This is a genomic window from Duganella caerulea (assembly GCF_040362985.1).
Classification (GTDB): Bacteria; Pseudomonadota; Gammaproteobacteria; order Burkholderiales; family Burkholderiaceae_D; genus Rugamonas; species Rugamonas vulcania.
In genome coordinates this window covers 304,394-321,071 of record NZ_BPWJ01000002.1, presented here as the reverse complement: position 1 = coordinate 321,071, position 16,678 = coordinate 304,394, and the positions used below count along the sequence as shown (strand labels likewise).

13 protein-coding genes are annotated in these 16,678 nt (G+C 62.8%); 3 read left to right on the top strand and 10 right to left on the bottom strand.

Translation table 11 applies throughout. The features are described 5' to 3' along the window. The first annotated feature begins 23 nt into the window (after window positions 1–23). Together acnA and ACUJB0_RS06225 are read left to right on the top strand one after the other, a co-directional pair. Window positions 24–2,732, top strand: a complete 2,709-nt coding sequence (acnA, locus tag ACUJB0_RS06230; protein WP_444844471.1) for an aconitate hydratase AcnA — start codon at window positions 24–26, stop codon at window positions 2,730–2,732. A 176-nt stretch (window positions 2,733–2,908) separates the two neighbouring features. After that, complete coding sequence (locus tag ACUJB0_RS06225; RefSeq protein ID WP_444844470.1) at window positions 2,909–4,177, top strand: DUF2863 family protein; 1,269 nt, start codon at window positions 2,909–2,911, stop codon at window positions 4,175–4,177. 26 nt (window positions 4,178–4,203) lie between these two features. Here the strand turns inward: ACUJB0_RS06225 and ACUJB0_RS06220 are convergent, their stop codons facing one another. The 4 genes from ACUJB0_RS06220 to scpC are packed head-to-tail and all read right to left on the bottom strand — an operon-like array spanning window position 4,204 to window position 7,635. Further along, window positions 4,204–4,491: a hypothetical protein gene (locus ACUJB0_RS06220; protein ID WP_444844469.1), complete on the bottom strand. Its 288-nt coding sequence runs from the start codon at window positions 4,489–4,491 to the stop codon at window positions 4,204–4,206. 28 nt (window positions 4,492–4,519) lie between these two features. Next, window positions 4,520–4,984, bottom strand: coding sequence for a CYTH domain-containing protein (locus ACUJB0_RS06215; RefSeq protein ID WP_444844468.1), 465 nt, complete (start codon window positions 4,982–4,984; stop codon window positions 4,520–4,522). A gap of 1 nt (window position 4,985) precedes the next feature. Next, the gene (locus tag ACUJB0_RS06210; RefSeq protein WP_444844467.1) at window positions 4,986–6,110 is read right to left on the bottom strand and encodes a M14 family metallopeptidase; all 1,125 of its coding nucleotides are present in this window, start codon (window positions 6,108–6,110) and stop codon (window positions 4,986–4,988) included. Between the two features lie 31 nt (window positions 6,111–6,141). Further along, window positions 6,142–7,635, bottom strand: coding sequence for a succinyl-CoA:acetate CoA-transferase ScpC (gene scpC / locus ACUJB0_RS06205; RefSeq protein ID WP_444844466.1), 1,494 nt, complete (start codon window positions 7,633–7,635; stop codon window positions 6,142–6,144). A gap of 93 nt (window positions 7,636–7,728) precedes the next feature. On the opposite strand from scpC, the gene ACUJB0_RS06200 reads away from it, so the two are divergent. Next, window positions 7,729–8,610 carry a LysR family transcriptional regulator gene (locus ACUJB0_RS06200; RefSeq protein ID WP_444844465.1) on the top strand — a complete coding sequence of 294 codons (882 nt, stop codon included), beginning with the start codon at window positions 7,729–7,731 and terminating at the stop codon, window positions 8,608–8,610. 13 nt (window positions 8,611–8,623) lie between these two features. Here the strand turns inward: ACUJB0_RS06200 and ACUJB0_RS06195 are convergent, their stop codons facing one another. The 6 genes from ACUJB0_RS06195 to ACUJB0_RS06170 all read right to left on the bottom strand — a co-directional run bounded on the left by ACUJB0_RS06195 (window position 8,624) and on the right by ACUJB0_RS06170 (window position 16,673). Beyond that, complete coding sequence (locus ACUJB0_RS06195; protein WP_444844464.1) at window positions 8,624–10,219, bottom strand: sialidase family protein; 1,596 nt, start codon at window positions 10,217–10,219, stop codon at window positions 8,624–8,626. Window positions 10,220–10,304: 85 nt separating this feature from the next. After that, window positions 10,305–11,369 carry a patatin-like phospholipase family protein gene (locus ACUJB0_RS06190; protein WP_444844957.1) on the bottom strand — a complete coding sequence of 355 codons (1,065 nt, stop codon included), beginning with the start codon at window positions 11,367–11,369 and terminating at the stop codon, window positions 10,305–10,307. 117 nt (window positions 11,370–11,486) lie between these two features. Beyond that, window positions 11,487–12,950 carry a catalase gene (locus tag ACUJB0_RS06185; RefSeq protein ID WP_444844463.1) on the bottom strand — a complete coding sequence of 488 codons (1,464 nt, stop codon included), beginning with the start codon at window positions 12,948–12,950 and terminating at the stop codon, window positions 11,487–11,489. Between the two features lie 155 nt (window positions 12,951–13,105). Continuing rightward, window positions 13,106–15,142 carry a T6SS phospholipase effector Tle1-like catalytic domain-containing protein gene (locus tag ACUJB0_RS06180; protein WP_444844462.1) on the bottom strand — a complete coding sequence of 679 codons (2,037 nt, stop codon included), beginning with the start codon at window positions 15,140–15,142 and terminating at the stop codon, window positions 13,106–13,108. Beyond that, window positions 15,139–15,789, bottom strand: coding sequence for a DUF3304 domain-containing protein (locus tag ACUJB0_RS06175; protein ID WP_444844461.1), 651 nt, complete (start codon window positions 15,787–15,789; stop codon window positions 15,139–15,141). Before ACUJB0_RS06175 ends, ACUJB0_RS06180 begins: the two co-directional genes overlap by 4 nt. 23 nt (window positions 15,790–15,812) lie before the next feature. Next, window positions 15,813–16,673 carry a DUF4123 domain-containing protein gene (locus ACUJB0_RS06170; RefSeq protein ID WP_444844460.1) on the bottom strand — a complete coding sequence of 287 codons (861 nt, stop codon included), beginning with the start codon at window positions 16,671–16,673 and terminating at the stop codon, window positions 15,813–15,815. Between the last annotated feature and the right edge of the window lie 5 nt (window positions 16,674–16,678).

Genomic DNA, 16,678 nt, shown 5'->3' with positions numbered 1-16,678 from the left:
ACGATACCCACGAAGGAGAGGTCATGTCCCGCAACACTCTGAACACGCTTAAGGATTTCAACATTTCCGGCAAAAAGGGCAAGTTCTACTCGCTGCCTGCCCTGGAAAAGAGCCTGGGCGCCAAAATCTCCCGCCTGCCGGTATCGATCCGCGTTGTGCTGGAATCCGTGCTGCGTAACTGCGACGGCAAAAAAGTCACCGAAGAACACGTCAAGCAGCTGGCCAACTGGGGCGCGACCGCCGACCGTACCGACGAGATCCCGTTCGTGGTCGCCCGCGTGGTGCTGCAGGACTTCACCGGTGTGCCGCTGCTGGCCGACCTGGCCGCGATGCGCAACGTCGCCTACAAGATGGGTGTGAACGCCAAGAAGATCGAACCGCTGGTGCCGGTCGACCTGGTGGTCGACCACTCGGTCACCATCGACCACTTCCGCGAAAAGGGCGCGCTGGACCTGAACATGAAGCTGGAATTCTCGCGCAACAACGAGCGCTACCAGTTCATGAAGTGGGGCATGCAAGCCTTCGACACCTTCGGCGTCGTGCCTCCTGGCTTCGGCATCGTCCACCAGGTCAACCTGGAATACCTGGCGCGCGGCGTGCACAAGACCGCCGACGGCGTGTACTACCCTGACACCCTGGTGGGTACCGACTCGCACACCACCATGATCAACGGCATCGGCGTGGTCGGCTGGGGCGTGGGCGGCATCGAGGCGGAAGCCGGCATGCTGGGCCAGCCAGTCTACTTCCTGACCCCGGACGTGATCGGCGTGAACCTGACCGGCGTGCTGCGCGAAGGCTGCACCGCGACCGACCTGGTGCTGACCATCACCGAACTGCTGCGCAAAGAGAAAGTCGTCGGCAAGTTCGTCGAGTTCTTCGGCGAAGGCACCGAGACGCTGTCGCTGACCGACCGCGCCACCATCGCCAACATGGCGCCTGAATACGGCGCGACCATGGGCTTCTTCCCGGTTGACGACGCCACCGTCGAATACTTCGAAGGCACCGGCCGCACCAAGGATGAAATCGCTGCGTTCGCTTCGTACTTCAAGGCCCAGGGCCTGTACGGCGTGCCGAAAGCCGGCGACATCGACTACACCCGCGTGGTGGAACTGAACCTGACCTCGGTCACGCCTTCGCTGGCTGGTCCTAAGCGTCCACAGGACCGTATCGAAATCGGCAACGTGAAGAACAACTTCACCGAACTGTTCTCGAAACCGACCACCGACAACGGCTTCAACAAAAAAGCCGACGACCTGAACAAGACCTACACCACCACCAACGGCGTGAACGTGAAGAACGGCGACGTGCTGATCGCCGCGATCACCTCGTGCACCAACACCTCGAACCCGAGCGTGCTGCTGGCCGCCGGCCTGCTGGCCAAGAAGGCTGTCGAAGCCGGCCTGACCGTCGCTCCGCACATCAAGACCTCGCTGGCGCCTGGCTCCCGCGTGGTGACCGAGTACCTGACCGCCGCCGGCCTGCTGCCATACCTGGAGCAACTGGGCTTCGGCGTGACCGCCTACGGCTGCACCACCTGCATCGGTAACGCCGGCGACCTGACCCCGGAACTGAACGCCGCCATCTCCGCCAACGACATCGTCGCTTCGGCTGTGCTGTCCGGTAACCGTAACTTCGAAGCGCGTATTCACCCGAACATCCGCTCGAACTTCCTGGCATCGCCACCGCTGGTCGTGGCCTACGCCATCGCCGGCAACATGACCGTCGACCTGATGACCCAGCCGGTTGGCAAGGGCAAGAACGGCAAGGACGTGTACCTGGGCGACATCTGGCCGACCTCGAAAGAGATCGCCAAGCTGATGAAGTTCGCGATGAACTCGAAAGTGTTCAAGTCGAACTACGCCGACGTCAAGGGCAACCCAGGCAAGCTGTGGGAACACGTGTCGTCGACCGAAGGCAATGTCTACAACTGGCCTGCGTCGACCTACATCGCAGAGCCACCGTTCTTCGACGGCTTCGAGATGACCCCGAAAGCGGCCGCCACCGGCATCACCGGCGCGCGCGCACTGGGCGTGTTCGGCGACTCGATCACCACCGACCACATCTCCCCTGCCGGCTCCATCAAGGAAGACGGTCCAGCGGGCAAATGGCTGCTGGCCAACGGCGTACAGAAGGCGGACTTCAACTCCTACGGCTCGCGCCGCGGCAACCACGAGATCATGATGCGCGGCACCTTCGCCAACGTGCGTATCAAGAACAAGATGATCCCTGCCAAGGCGGACGGTTCGGCGGTTGAAGGCGGCATCACGATTCACCAGCCATCGGGCGAACAGCTGTCGATCTACGACGCGGCAATGAAGTATGTGGCCGAAGGCACGCCAACCATGGTGTTCGGCGGCGAAGAGTACGGCACCGGCTCGTCGCGCGACTGGGCAGCCAAGGGCACCCAGCTGCTGGGCGTGAAGGCTGTGATCGTGCGTTCGTTCGAACGTATCCACCGCTCGAACCTGGTCGGCATGGGCGTGCTGCCGCTGCAATTCATCGGCAACGACAGCGTTGAATCGCTGGGCATCACCGGCAAGGAAGTCTACGACCTGAAGGGTCTGGAAGGCGAGATCAAGCCACAACAACTGGCTACCCTGGTCATCCACCGCGAAGGCAAGCCGGCACAGGAAGTGAAAGTGCTGCTGCGTATCGATACCCCGATCGAAGTCGACTACTACAAGCATGGCGGTATCCTGCCGTTCGTGCTGCGCCAGCTGCTGGCCGCGTAATTAGCTGATTCAAGCACGTAAAAACGCCCTGTGGCGATGCGATGGCCTTGGCCATTGCATGCGCACAGGGCGTTTTTTTATGCACGTTTGCCGAATCAACTACAATACGGTTCATAAGGGTTATCATCTGCATGACTGATCCGCTTTATCCACTTTTATGAGACTCTTATTGCGCTATGCGTCGTCCAAACAAAGATTCATCCCATAAGTTGTCTGCCGAGAGCCAACGCCTCGTCACCTATGCCCTCGCAGTCGGGCAGGCGGCCAGCCGTATCGAAGAGCGGGCCTGGGAACACAGCCTCGATGCGCAGCTCCAGAAACTCCTCAAGTCCGGCCACCAGGACACCATCGATTCGACCTTGAACAGCCTGTTCAAGGAAGACCTGAACGCGTACGACGTGTTGATGGATGGCGTGGAAGCGGCCAGCGAATCGGGCACCATCACGGTCGAGACCGACGGCGTCGCCAAGCAGTACGATGTGCTGCTGGTGGCCGCGCCGATCCTGGCCTGGACCCGCTTCGCCATCGCCTCGGGCGCGATCCCGCCGGACCTGCTGACCACGCTGTCGGCGCACTTCTCCGCCCACCTGCTCGCCGACGGCACGCGCATGGCGATGTCGCCGACCTTGTTCTCGATCGACCAGCTGCCGCGCAGCCATGTCGAGACCTACGGCAAGGTGCACAAGCTGGCCCAGGCCGCGCTCAAGGGCACGGTGCTCAAGGCCGACACCAAGGTGCCGGAGACCGCGCCCTTCCTGGCCGATACCCGCTACCTGATGGTGGCCGTGGTGGCGCCGGCCGGCGGCCCGCTGTTCCGCTGGCAGATGCCGGCCAACCAGGCCAACTTCGTGGCCGAGCGCACCAACGCGCTGGAGCAGTGGCGCACGCAGGTCACGCCGACCATCAACCGCCTGCTGCCGGGCTGCGGCGTCGAACTGCTGCTGCCGGAGGCCTACTACATGGCCTGCCGCGAGGCGGACAAGCTGATCCGCCCGGTGTCGATCCGCGCGGCCGTGCACTACCTGACGCACACGCTGGCGGTCGAACCGTCCGAGCTGCGCGCGGTGATCGCCGGCTTCGGCGAGGAAAACTCCGACGGCCAGATCGACGAGTACCGCGTGGCCTTCACGCAGCGTTCGTCGCCGGACGTGATCTACGGCGTGGTGTGGCCGCTGTACGGGCAGGAGGACGAGGAAGGCACGCCGCCGGAAGGTCCGCTGCAAGGCGGTCCGGGCGGCATCCTGCAGAAGCCGGTGACGCCGGTGGAAGAGATCGTCAGCCACCTGAACGCGGCCGGCATCACGCAGATCAAGAAGCATAACGAACGCTATGTGGCCGAGTTCTGCGACGACTGCGGCGCGCCGCTGTTCGCCGACCCGGTCGGCGAGCTGGCCCACGCGGAAATGCCCGAGGACGCGCCCACCGGCACCGAGCACTTCCACTAAGCACAACGCCCTCGATGAGGGCGTTGTTATTTGGGGGATGGCGGCGACAGGTAGATGACGATGGGCTGCGCTGGCGGCGTGGCCGCCTGCACTGTCGCAGGCTGGACTTGCGGCTTCAATATCTGGCTCAGTGTAATACCCAGTCCGCCAAAGCCGATAAACAGACCAATCAAACTGGCAACCATCCATTTGTGCGTATCGGCCGACATCTTGTGCATTTCGGCACGCAAAGCCTCGATGTCCGCCTTCGTCGCTAACGTCGGCAGGATGGCATTGTAGTGCGCCTCAAGCGCGGCAAATCGCTCGTTGTCCATCCGACTAGCTTAGTACAAATCCGGGCGCCTACCAAGCCGAATACGGGCGCTTGATCAGGCTTGAATTGAGATAGCGCAGATCGTCGGTGACTTCCTCGCCCACCCAGTCCGGCTTGTCGAAGGCCTGGTCTTCCGAGGCCAGCTCGATCTCGGCCACGACCAGCCCGGCGTTCGCGCCGAGGAACTCATCCACTTCCCACACATTGCCTGCGTAGGGGATGCGGCGGCGGTATTTTTCGATCAGCGGCTGCTCGCACAAGCGGTCCAGCAGCTCGGCCGCGTCGGCCATCGGGATCGGATACTCCCACTCGCCGCGCGTGGCGCCGACGTTGCGGCCCTTGATCGTCATCACCGCCCGGTCGCCCTCGATGCGCACCCGCACCACGCGGTCCTTGTGCGAGGACAGATAGCCCTGGCGAAAAAACACCGGTTCGCCAAGGCTCTTCCACGCATCGCCGCGCAAGAGGAACTTGCGCTCGATTTCAACGCCCATATCAGGCGTCCAGCGACAGCAGGATCGGTTGCAGGATCGCCGCGCCCAGCGCCGCGCTGCGGGCGCCGTTCCAGCCCACATGCGGGTCCGGCAGGTCGGCGTTGTCCTTGAACGGCATCTCCAGCGTCAGCGCCAGGCAGCCGAAGTGATGGCCGACGTACTTGGAGGCCAGCGTCAGCATGTCTTCCTTGTACTTGCTGGCGGCGTAGCCCACCTTGTCCTGGAAGTCCGGGCTGGCGTCCTTGTAGCGGTTGATGAAGTCCTGCTGCTTGACGCGGCGCTCTTCGCTGAAGTTCTCCAGCATCTCGTTACCGGCCACGAAGTTGTACGGCAGCGCCTCGTCGCCGTGGATATCGAAGAACATGTCGATGCCGGTTTCGTGCATCTTCTGCTTCACGTACAGCACTTCCGGGCTACGCTCGACCGATGGCGTCATCCACTCGCGATTGAGGTTGGCGCCCGAGGCGTTGGTGCGCAGGTTGCCGCGCACCGAGCCGTCCGGGTTCATGTTCGGCACGATGTAGAACACGCAGCGCTGCAGCAGCTTGCGGGCGATAGGATTGGCGTCGTCCAGCAGCGAATCGATCAGGCCTTCGATGAACCATTCGGCCATCGATTCGCCCGGATGCTGGCGCGCGATGAACCAGATCTTCTTTTCCGCTTCCGGCTTGCCGATGACAACCAGGTTCATGTCGCGGCCATCGACGGTATTGCCCAGGTCATGCACGCGGGCCAGCGGATGCTCGGCCACTTCGCCCAGCAGGCGCAGATGGCGCTCGAACGAATACGGCTCGAAGTAGGCGTAGTAGACGCTGTCCGTTTCCGGCGTGTGCTTGATCGTCATGACCTGGCCGTCGAAGGCGGTCGGCACGCGGAACCAGTTTTCGGTGTCGTAGCTGGCCACGGCCTGGTAATCCTCGTAGCCCTTGGCGTAGGTGGCCTGGCCGGCGTTCAGGAAGCGCATGCGCACCTGCTGGCCGCGCGCGCCCTGCAGGCGGAAATGGAACCACTGGTGGATATCGGCATGCGAGTCCTTGCGCAGATTCAGTTCGATGTCCGCCGCGCTGTCCGCGCGCAGCACTTCGATGGCGCCCGAGTCGAAGTTTTGGCTGATTTTGATGGTCATGTTGATCCAGTTTAAATGAATTCCGATGACCCTATTTTACCAGCATGCTCCCTTCGCGTTTGTAGCGGGCATGCCAGGACAAGGCCTGCTCCAGCACATGCGGCGTCTGGCCGCCGCCCTTGAGCGCCTCGGCGTAGTAGGCGCGCAGCTGCGGGCGGTAATCGGGATGGGCGCAGTTCTCGATGATCAGCGGCGCGCGCTCGCGCGGGGCCAGGCCGCGCAGGTCGGCCAGGCCCCATTCGGTCACCAGCACGTCGGCGTCATGCTCGGTGTGGTCGACGTGGGCGGCGAACGGCACCACGCTCGATATCGCGCCGTCCTTGGCCACCGACTTGGTGACGAACATCGAGATCTGGGCGTTGCGCGCGAAGTCGCCCGAGCCGCCGATGCCGTTCATCATATGCGTGCCGCCGACGTGGGTGGAGTTGACGTTGCCGTAGATGTCGAACTCCAGCGCCGTGTTCAGCGCGATGAGGCCCAGACGCCGCACCACCTCGGGATGGTTGCTGATCTCCTGCGGGCGCAGCACGATGCGCTCGCGGTACTGCTCGATATTGCGGATGAACTTCTCGTGCATCGCCGCCGACAGCGTGATCGACGACGCCGACGCCATCGACAGCTGGCCCGAATCAAGCAGCTCGATGGCGCTGTCCTGCAGCACTTCGGAATACATGGTCATGTCGCGGAACGGCGAATCGATCAGGCCATGCAGCACGGCGTTGGCGATGGTGCCGATGCCCGCCTGCAGCGGCCGCAGCTCCGGTCCCATGCGGCCCGCCTTCACCTCCCCCTGGAAGAAGGCGATCACGTGGCGCGCGATGGCGTCGGTCTCGTCGTCCGGCGGCAGCGCGTTGGAGGGGCTGTCCGGACTGTCGGTGATGACGATGGCGGCGATGCGGTCCGGATGCACCGGGATCGAGGTCCAGCCCATGCGCTGCCACGGCGCCAGCAGCGGAATGGCGCCACGGTGCGGACGCGCACCCGGGATGTAGACGTCATGGAAGCCCTCCAGCGCCAGCGGCGCGCTCAGGTTGATCTCGACGATGATCTTGCCCGCCTGCTGGGCGAAGTTGGCCGAGTTCCCGAGCGACATGGTGGGGATGATGCCGCCGTCCGGCGTGATCGCCACCGCTTCGATGACGGCGATATCGACCGGCTTCAGGTCGCCGGAGCGCAGCTGCTCCGCGGTCTCCGACAGGTGCTGGTCGATGAACATCACCTCGCCCGAGTTGATCTTGCGGCGCAGCGCGGCGTCGGCCTGGAAAGGCATGCGGCGCGCGACCACGCCGGCGTTGGCCATCAAGCCATCGCTGTCGTTGCCCAGCGAGGCGCCGGTCAACAGCGTCAGGTTCAGCGGCTCCTGGCGGGCGCGCTCCACCAATGCCAGCGGCAGCGCCTTGGCGTCGCCGGCGCGGGTGAAGCCGCTCATGCCGACGGTCATGCCGTTCTTGAACAGCTGCGCGGCCTGCGCGGCGGTCATTACTTTATCCATCAGCGCCGGGCGGCGGATGCGGTCTTCATGCATTGCGATCTCCTGATTATTCGAATTTGATTTAGTATAGAATTCGGATATCAGTCGCTGCATGACTTAAATTCTCATCTTCCAGTCGTTTTATTCATGGATCTCAGATCGCTGCGCTACTTCGTCGAGACCGTTCGCCTGAACAGCTTCACGCAGGCGGCGGAGTCGCTGCACGTCACGCAATCGACCATCAGCAAGATGGTGCGCCAGCTGGAGCACGAAGTCCGCGCCCAGCTGCTGGTACGCGAGGGCCGCAAGCTGACGCTGACCGACACCGGCAGCGTGGTCTACGCGCGCGGCGAGGAGATGCTGGCCACCATGCGCCAGCTGACCGAGGAAGTGCGCGACACGCAGGCCGCCCAAAGCGGCCACCTGACGATCGGCATCCCGCCGATGATCAACCTGCTGTTCACGCCTGTGCTCAAGGCCTTCCGCCAGCGCCATCCCGACATCGCGCTGACCTTGCGGGAGGATGCCGGCCAGGCGCTGGAGCGCCAAGTGGCGATGGGAGAACTGGAAATCGGCATGACGGTGCTGCCGGCGGATCCGCAACTGGCGCTGCAGACGGCGCCCATCGCCAGCTACCCGATCTGGGCGCTGGCCGCGCGCGGCACCTTCCAGAAGCACCGCACCACGCTCAAGCTGAAGGCGCTGGCGAACATGCCGCTAGTGCTGCTGCAGGACGATTTCGCGCTGACCCGCAGCCTGCGGCACGCCTTCAGCGCGGCCGGATTCGAGCCGCAGATCGCCGCGCAGAGCGGCCAGTGGGACTGGCTGGTGGCGATGGCGTCGGCCGGCATGGGGGTGGCGCTGCTGCCGGAACCGTTCATCCACCGGCTGGCGATCGGCCGGCTGGACGCGGTGCGGCTGGTGGAGCCGGAGCTACAATGGCAGGCCGCGCATGTGTGGCGCGGCCCCTACCTGTCGCACGCGGCGCGCGCCTGGCTGGATGTGTGCCGGGACGTGCTGCGCGCCTGAACGAAGCTGTACCTTATTTGGCGCGCTGCTTCATCAAGGCGTCCAGGTCGAAGGTCGAGTACTCCTGCCGCCAGGTCTTGCCGCTGTCCGCCGAGCTGCGGATGGTGACGAGGCCATTGTAGCCCTCGACGTCCAGCATCAGGCCGGACGGCAGCATCACCGGCGCGCTGGAGAAATCATAATCGGCGTAAGGCGCCCAGGTCTGGCCGCCGTCGCTGCTCATCTGCAGCTCGTGCTTGCCGTACACCTGGCCGGTCATCAGCAGACGGCCATCGTTCAGCGGAATCATCGGCGACACCAGGACCTTGAGCGGCGACACCATCAGCGTCCAGCTCTGTCCCAGGTTCCGCGAGAAATAAGCGTCCGGGAACTTGCCCAGCAATCCGGCCGGCACCAGGATGGTCTCCGTGCCGTCATGCGCATGCAGGAAGCCGAACAGCTTGCCCTTGCCCGGCGGCTTACGTTCGGTCCATTTCCCCGAGCCGTAATCCAGCTGGCCCATGCGGCCGTTCGGCATCGCGAAGCCCATGCCGCGCGCGTCGTGCCAGTCCCAGATGCCGGCATCTTCACGCGACCAGGTGCCAGGCAGGAGTTCCTTGTGCACCGGTTGCCAATCGCCGCCTTCCAGCTGGCGCGCGCGGAAAATGGTCAGGTCGCGGCCCTTCCGGTGCATCACGTACCAGCCGTCCTGGGGATTGCCGCCGATGCGCAGCAGGTTACCCGGCGGCAGATTGCCCACGTCGACCGGCACCAGGCTGTCGCTGCCCGGCGCTTTGCGCAGTATGGTGCTGAACTCGCCCACCGCGACCAGCTCGGTGTCCGGCAGCGCCACAGGCAGCACGCACGACAGCGTTTCGATCTTCGGTGAATTCAGCGTGCTCCACCGCCCTTGCTTCGAACGCATCAGGACCGCGCCCATGCGGCTGGCGGCCGCCACGCGGCCATCGGGCAATTCGGCGGCGCAGTAGGCCCCGAACGGATGGGCGCGCGCAAATTCTTCGACCTTGTCCCGCTCGCTGTGCGGCCGGGTCCAGCCCGCCGCGGCGCCAGCGCCGAACATCTTGCTGTACTCGGGCGCGAAGCGGTTGATCATGTCGGCATTGGAGACGTCATGGGCGCTGCGGCCGAAATCCACACTGAGATTGGCGCGCGTCACGATCAGGCGCCCCAGATCCGTCGGCTTGCCCGATTCGACCTTGAAGGTGCCCACGATGCCGGCCGAATACACCCGCAACAATTTGTTCGAGCTCGTGTCGATGAGTTCGACGAACTCGTATTCGCCAGGCGGCAGCGCGCCGATGAAGAGCGACGTGTCATGCGCCATGCCGGGCGCGACCCGCTTCATGACCAGGTTCTGGGCCACCAGCTTAATGCCCCCAGGCTTCTCGCCCTCCTCCAGGCGCCGGAGCTTGATGGTATTAAAGCCGGAAATTTCGTTGGTATTGGCCGTGATGCTGACGGCGACCGGCACGTCGGTCGATTGCGCGGTCTGCTTCAACGGATCGGACACCGCGGTATTGACGGCGCAGCCGCAGAGCTGCAACACGGCGGCGCCAATGGCCGCCGCGGCCAGCCGACGGGCCGTCAAACAAAGGGATGAGGAGTTCATGAGCTTATAAATGTTTTCCAAGAGGAAATAATTATAAGCTATTTAATTGCCTTAAAGAATTATTTTACCGGCCATGCTGTTGGTGTTATGGCAGCTCGTGGATGGCGATGCCTTCGATCGGATCGATCTCGCGGTCCCACGGGCGCAGGGCGATCATGCGCTGGGTGTCCTCGTAGCCGGCGTGCCAGCGGGCGCGGATGCCGGCGGCGCTGAAGTCGATGTCCTTGGTGTGGTCCTCGCCGCCAATGCGCGGCGCCTTCAGCGACACCACATGCATGGTGGTGCCGCAGCCCCACGAGGCCAGCTCGCGCACCTCGGGCGACATCGCCGCTTCGTCCGACAGGTGCAGCGTCAGTTGGCGAATCACATGGCGCAGCCGGTGCAGCTTGCGCTGCTGCTCGATATTGCTGGCGCGGCTGGCGTATTGGATTTCCTTGTACTTGTCGAGCACCTGCAGCATGCTTTGCGGCTCGCTGCCGTCCGGGTTCCACACCTGCACCGAGAAGATCACCGAGCTGCGGCGCGGCTCGTCGTCCAGCACCGCCTCGATCGGCGTGTTGGAGAAGATGCCGCCATCCCAGTAAGGCTGGCCGTCGATGCGCACGGCGGGAAAGGCCGGCGGCAAGGCGCCGGACGCCATCACGTGCGATGCGCCCAGCGCTTCCCTGCGGCTGTCGAAGTAGCGCATGGCGCCGTTGCGCGCGTTGACCGCGCCGACGGTCAACCGCGTGTGGCGGTCGTTGATGTAGTCGAAATCGACCAGCGTATCGAGCGTGGTGCGCAGCGGCGCGGTTTGATAGAAGGACGCGTGCTCGACGCCGACCTTGGCGTCGGGATTCCACCACGAGGTTGGATTGGGTTCGAAGAAGGCCGGTATGCCCTGCCCCATCGTCACCGCGTTGGCCAGCGCGCGCGGCATGAAGGAAAAGCCCAGCGCGTTCTGCTCCATGCGGTGCCAGAACTGGCGCAGCCGGTCCATGCGGTAGCGCGGCTCGTTACCGGCGATGATGGCGCCGTTGATGGCGCCGATGGAAGTGCCGATCACCCAGTCCGGCTCGACGCCGGCTTCGTGCATCGCCTGGTAGACGCCCACCTGGTAGGCGCCCAACGCGCCGCCTCCCTGCAGCGCCAGCACGACTTGTCCCGGCATCGAAGGCGACGAGAGTTGGGCGGGTTTGCGATTCAAGTGTGACCTCCGGAAGAATACGGGCTGCGCTGCACTGCACCATCCGATTGTAGTGCAATTCAGCGCGGCCCGCAGCTTCCTTTATGCCACTGTCACACCCTTGGCCGCCAGCGCCGCGCGCACGCCGGCGCCGTAGGCCGGGTCGGCCTGGTCGAAGTGGGCCAGCTGGCGGGCGATGATCTCGGCGCTCACCTGGCTCAACGGACCGGCGATGTTGTCGAACAGGTTTTGCTTCTCCTGCGCCGGCATCAGGCGGAACAGATTACCGGCTTGCGTGTAATCGTCTTCCTTGCCGCGGCCGTCGAAGCGCGCCGCGCCGCCTTGCAGCGCCAGCGCCGGTTCGCCGTTGCCCAGGCCCTGCGGATTGCTGCCGTTGGCCTCGGTGGCCGCGTAGTTCTGCGCCGCGCCGCCGTTGGCGATGGCCATCGCGCCGTCGCGTTGCTGGTTGTGGAACGGGCAGCGCGGCGCGTTCACCGGCAGGTGCTGGTGGTTGGTGCCGACGCGGTACAGCTGCGCGTCGTGGTAGGCGAACAGGCGCGCCTGCAGCATCTTGTCCGGCGAGTAGCCCAGGCCCGGAACCACGTTGGCCGGCGACAGCGCGGCCTGTTCCACTTCGGCGTGGTAGTTCAGCGGGTTGCGGTTCAACTCGAACACGCCGACCGGGATCAGCGGGAAATCCTTGTGCGGCCAGACCTTGGTCAAGTCGAACGGATTCCAGCCGGTGCGCGCTTCCCATGCGGCCAGCTCGGCCTCGGTGGCCACCTGCAGCTTGACGTCCCACTGCGGGAAGTCGCCGGCGGCGATGGCGCCGAACAGGTCGCGCTGGGCGTAGTCCGGGTCGGTGCCGGCGATGCGGGTGGCTTCGGCGGCAGGCAGGTTCTTGATGCCTTGTCTGGTTTTCAGGTGCCACTTGACGTAGACGCGTTCACCGGCGGCGTTGATCATGCTGAAGGTGTGGCTGCCGAAACCGTCCATGTGGCGGTAGCCGTCCGGCGTGCCGCGGTCGGAGAACAGCATCGTGACCTGGTGCAGGCTTTCCGGCGTCTTGCTCCAGAAGTCGAACATCATGGTCGGCGATTTCAGGTTGGTCTGCGGATCGCGCTTCTGGGTGTGGATGAAGTCGGGGAACTTGATGCCGTCCTTGATGAAGAACATCGGCGTGTTGTTGCCGACCAGGTCCCAGTTGCCTTCCTCGGTGTAGAAGCGCATGGCGAAGCCGCGCGGATCGCGTTCGGTGTCGGCGCTGCCCTTCTCGCCGCCGACGGTGGAGAAGCGCACGAAGGTGTCGGTCTTCTTGCCGATCTCGGAGAACAGCTTGGCCTTGGTGTATTTGGTGATGTCGTGGGTGACGGTGAAGGTGCCGTAGGCGCCCGAACCTTTGGCGTGCACGACGCGCTCTGGAATGCGCTCGCGGTTGAAGTGCTGGAGCTTCTCGATCAGGTGGAAGTCCTGCAGCAGCAGCGGGCCGCGCGGGCCGGCGCTGGCGGAGTTCTGGTTGTCGGCGACCGGGATGCCCGAGGCGGTGGTGATAGGTGGCTGGCTCATTACTGGTTCCTCATTGGGTGATCAATGGAACCATTGTACGCAGGGAAAGATGTTAGGCAAAGATAATTAAACTCATTAATTCAATAGCCAATTTCTATTGCACATCCAGCGCTCAAGCCAGCCACAGGCAGGAAGAGGTTTGTTATCTGCCACCCTCACGCGTTTTGGTCGGCGACGTGCGCATCCGCTCTGGTGACAGCAGAATTGTTGGTCGCCGGCTTGGCCTGCGCATAGACCGCGCCTTCTGGCTTGAATCGATCCCCGCCCATATAGATTTTTCGATAGCGCAAAAATCCGCCACTCAAGCCCACGCCCTCGCGGCCTTTCGAGACAAAGCCAGCCGCCTCGCATGCCTGAGGAGTATTGCGAGCGGGTTTGTATTTAGTGACGGCATCAAATTCGGCCTTACTCAACGGCGCCGGTTTAGGCCCCACGGGGTTGCGCTGCCACTCGAGAATTTTCTCTTCGCGCATCGCCAGCTGTTCCATCCCTTCCAGCACATCCTCCGAGTTCTTACCGAACGGCTTGAACCAGGCGCGAGAATCATGGACGTAGTTGTCGAACAAGTCGGTGATGGCGGCAGGCGGCGCGGGCTGGTCCCAATAGGTTTCGATAGTGGACCACTCGGAATAGCTGAATGGGGTTTGCGCTTGGCTGTCGGTCGTCATGTCACGCTTCCAGGCGCGCCACGCATTGAACTTCTCCACTTCCTCGGCCAGTTCCTTATCGGCGGCCAGGATGTCCTCGCGGTCGCAGCTGTCGCTGTCGATCACGCTCTGCAAGGCCTTCATATTGCCGATCATTTTCTTACGCCACTGGATGTACAGTTGGTGCTGCTTCGCCATGATCTCGTGCAGCGGCTGGGGGGGAGCTTTGGCGGTGCTCCCGCTGGCAATCACGAAAGCATTAAAGGTTTCGATCAATTTTGGGCTGACGCGGAATCCGCGCTTGACCGTTTCCGGCGCGTCTTCCAGCCTCAACGGCACACCGGCCAAACGTGCTTCGCGATACATCATCGACAAGGGGATCCGCGACAGCATGTCCTCTCCTTGCGCATCCTTGCCACGGCCCTGCTCTTTGGGAAAATAGCCGCCGCCCACATCCGAGTGCACGCCCGGCATCACGATCTCGGTGCAGTTCGCCGGCGACGTGTTCTCACTCATGAGGGAGTCGAGCGGGAACGAGCGGCGAATCTCGTGCGCAGAAACCAGATGCAGGCACTTCGTGGGAGGAACCTCAGGCATCTTCAGCGAATCCGTGGCGTCCGCCCAGCCATAGTGGCCGTGGGCGCCGAGCACCGGTGCGGACGATGCAAGGCCGACCGAGGCAACCGTGTCGAACAGCCCCATGAAGTCGAACGTGACCGGGATAGAACCCAGAGTCGGCCCTGGCTTTTTCGTCAGCGTAGCATCGAGCCTGCATAGCCAAAGAAACCAGTTGGCGAACACGCGCGCTTCCGCCGCGCCACGCGAGAAGCCGAAAATCGAATAGTAGAGATGCTCGACCACCCCCTTGTCCTTCTTCTGGCCTTCGCCGATCGGCAGATAGACCGCGAGTTTTTTATGCAGCTCAGTCAAGGTCTTGGTGAAAGCGGCCGTCAATTTGTCCACCTCGCCGCGACTGAAATTAAACCAGCCGCCTTTGGTGGCGCCGAAGCTGGGGAGGTCCAGAGAATTATATTCTGCTAAAAATGTGCTTGCGTCGACCAGCTCACCATCAAGGTAATATTTATGAACGTTATTGATGGCAGCCACCAGCGCCCAGATAATCCGGTTTTGCCCGCGCTTGGCAAACGCAAGTCCATCCTTCTTCATATCGCCTTCGCCGGTATCGGCCACCGGTTTAAACTTTGTCCCAACGCCCGGGACATAGATGCGGAAGTAATGAGGAGAAGTCTTATCTTTGGGCCATGGTTCGACATCATCACCACCAGGGAAAGCCAAGTAGAGCCTGGCGATGTTACTCTGGTTAAACGTCGGGAAATCTCTCTGGAGATTGTTATTTGTTCCGTCAAAAAAGAAACCAAAGACCATATTAACGTTGCATGGCGGCGGCATGGTGCCGGTCTCCGGGCACTCCCGCGCATTGTGAATTTTGTTGATTTTCACTAATTCTTCAGGCAAGAAGAATTCCCTGGACTTCGACGGATCGGCAGCAGTCAACGGTATTGGGGGCGACAGCATGGAGGTCATGGTTGCTCTTTCTCCAGTTGACGAATTCTATTTTTGGTATTCTCAATGGCCGATTTAAAATCATCGATCTGCTCTTTACTCATGCTCGCCATATCTTTTTTCAAGCCCTGCTCCATAGCCTCCAAAATACCTCGTTGATACTCGAGCCGATCAGCCCTTAGCTTGGTCACATAGGCTTTCGAAGCGATCGGCAGCCCCTTCACCCTTCCCGGCCATTCCGGCCGCGTTGGGCCGAATTGCGACACGACGGCCTCGGCGCGTCCATCCTCGTGCATGGCGAGCCAGATCTCGCCGGCGATCCCCTCTGGATATGGCGGTATATCGACCAATTGTTCATGCCATGCCGGGTCGGGATAGAGGTTGTACTTGACGATTACCTGCAAGCCCGGATGCCATTCCGCCGGAATGGAAAAGCAACAAATTGTTCCACCAGCGCTGTATGGGTTCAACGCGTCCCCGCCGCCGCCATTTTTCTTATCCTTCGGATCGATCACCATCAGCACGACCTCCTTGCCGGAGTAATTGATCGAGCGGACCGCGACACCCAGATTTTTTGGCGGCGCAGCTTCTGCATGCGCGCAGCCTGCGAGCAGCGCAGACACGCCTGCGAGCAGGAGAACAAGCCGGAAGGTAGTTTTCAGATTCATGATTATGTGTGTGACTCCATCTGTTATGACAGCAAGGCGCGGGTTTCATCCAGCGTGCGCGGACCGCCGCCATGTTCCAGCAACGCCAGATAGCGCTTATCCTGCAACAGCCCGGGCCGCTCAATGCCAAACTCGCACAGCGCGAAACGGTCCCGGTTGCCTTCGATCTGGACGCGATCCGCCACCCGCAACCATTGTTCGATCAGCGCATGCGCATCATAGGCCGCGTAGGCGGCCAGTGGTTTGCTGATGTACTGTGCGAACTGGTAGGCGATGCTGTCAGCCTCCGACGCGGCCATCAGCGCCGCCACCTGTTGCGCCGACAGTTGCACCTTATCCGCTGGCGGCGCGGCCTGCTCAGACGGCATCGGTGCAGGCAACGACAGCTCCAGCCAGCTGGCGTCGCGGCCCGTACAACGCCACTGCAGCGCAGGGCCGACGAACTGGCCCCGCTGCTCCGGCGTCAACGCGTCCGCCAACGCCGGCAGGATGCGCGTGTCGGCGAAGGACAGCGCCAGCGTGTAGCCATCCGCATCGACCACGCACCACGGGATCAGCCGTGCCGCCAGCTGTTCGATCGATTCCGGCGTGACGATGATGCTGAGCGCGGGCCTGCCGTCAGTCAGCTCGAGCAACGCGTCCCACTGCTTGCGATGCTCACCGCTGTATTGCACCAGTATCGGCGCCAGACCCAATGTCTCCTCGTCGGCGGCTGGCGCAGTGGCGTACAGCGACAGATAGCGGAAGCCCACGGACTTCTTCAATGTTGGATAGAACAATTCGTTGTGCACACCGTCCACCAGCAGGCAGACATTCCCTTCGCGGTCTTGCAGGCTGGCGTGCAGCGCGTCTTTCCAGCCGGAGGGATGACGGTTGATCAGCATGGCGT